Origin of the sequence: Streptomyces bohaiensis (assembly GCF_012033785.1) — a bacterium.
Taxonomy (GTDB): Bacteria; Actinomycetota; Actinomycetes; order Streptomycetales; family Streptomycetaceae; genus Streptomyces; species Streptomyces bohaiensis.
The window spans coordinates 1-1,170 of record NZ_JAAVJC010000536.1 but is presented as its reverse complement, the minus strand read 5'-3'; the positions used below and the strand labels follow the sequence as shown (position 1 = coordinate 1,170).

Below are 1,170 nucleotides of genomic sequence, written 5' to 3'. Positions count from 1 at the left end.
CCGCCGACCGCCCCCGCCGCGCCGACCTGTGGCTGCCCGGCCCCGACGGGACGGTCTCCGTCGCGGCGCCCGCCGTGGCCCCCACCGGCATCACCCCCGCCGCCGGCACCGCACCGGCCGGGCCCCGCCCGGGCGAGCGCCGTCCCGTCGCCCCCGCAGCCTCCGTCGTGCCGCTGCGGGCGGTGGGGTGAGAGCGATGGACCGGGTGCTCTGCGTCTGGGTCCCCGACTGGCCGGTCCGGGTGGCCGGCGCCGCCCCGGACGTCCCGCTGGCGGTGATGGCCGGCGGGCTGGTCCTCGCCTGCTCGCCGGCCGCCCGCGCCGCGGGCGTCCGCCGCGGCATGCGGCTGCGCCCCGCCCGCGCCCGCTGCCCGGAACTGCGCGCGGTCGAGCGGGACGTCGAGGAGGAGATCCGCGGCTTCGAGCCGCTGGTGCGGGAGCTGGAGGAGGCCGTCATGCCCCGCCTGGAGGTGGTCCGCCCCGGGCTGCTCGCCGCCCCCGCCCGGGGGCCGGCCCGCTACTGGGGCGGCGAGCAGCAGCTCGTCGCCCGGGTCACCACCGTCCTGCGCGAACTGGGGCACCCTGCCCGGGCCGGGGCCGGCGACACCGTCTTCGCCGCCGCGCTCGCCGCCCGGAGCGGCGTGCTGGTACCGCCCGGGGAGAGCGCCGCCTTCCTCGCCCCCTACCCGGCGGGGGTGCTGGGGCGGCCCCGCCTCACCGAGCTGCTGCACCGGCTGGGCATCACCACGCTGGGCGCGTTCGCCGCCCTCCCCGCCGACCGGGTCGCCGCCCGCTTCGGCGCCGAGGGCCTCGCCGCCCACCGCACCGCCCGGGGGGTGGAGGCCCGACCCGTCTCCTCCCGCGCCGGGACGGCGGACCATTCCGTCACCCACGCCTTCGAACCGGCCACCTTGCTGCTGGAACCGGTGGTGTTCGCCGCCAAGGCCGCCGCCGACCGGCTCCACCAGCGGCTGACCGCGGCCGGGGTGGTCTGCGCCCGACTGGAGGCGGAGGTCGAACTCGGGGACGGCCGCCGCCTGAGCCGCGTCTTCCGCCACGAGGGGCGCCTCTCGGCGGCGGCGGTCGCCGAGCGGGTGCGGGGGGTGCTGCGCGCCTGGGAGGCCGCCGGCACCCTCGCCGGCGGCTCCGGCGCCGACGCCCCCACCGGGCC

1 protein-coding gene and 1 pseudogene are annotated in these 1,170 nt (G+C 81.3%); both read left to right on the top strand.

The genetic code is table 11. From position 1 onward, the window contains the following. Positions 1–191 (top strand): annotated as a pseudogene (locus HCN52_RS24530) (hypothetical protein); the annotation flags it as partial. A 5-nt stretch (positions 192–196) separates the two neighbouring features. Then, positions 197–1,170: DNA polymerase Y family protein (locus tag HCN52_RS24525; RefSeq protein WP_168090604.1), on the top strand; the 974-nt coding region annotated here is incomplete at its 3' end.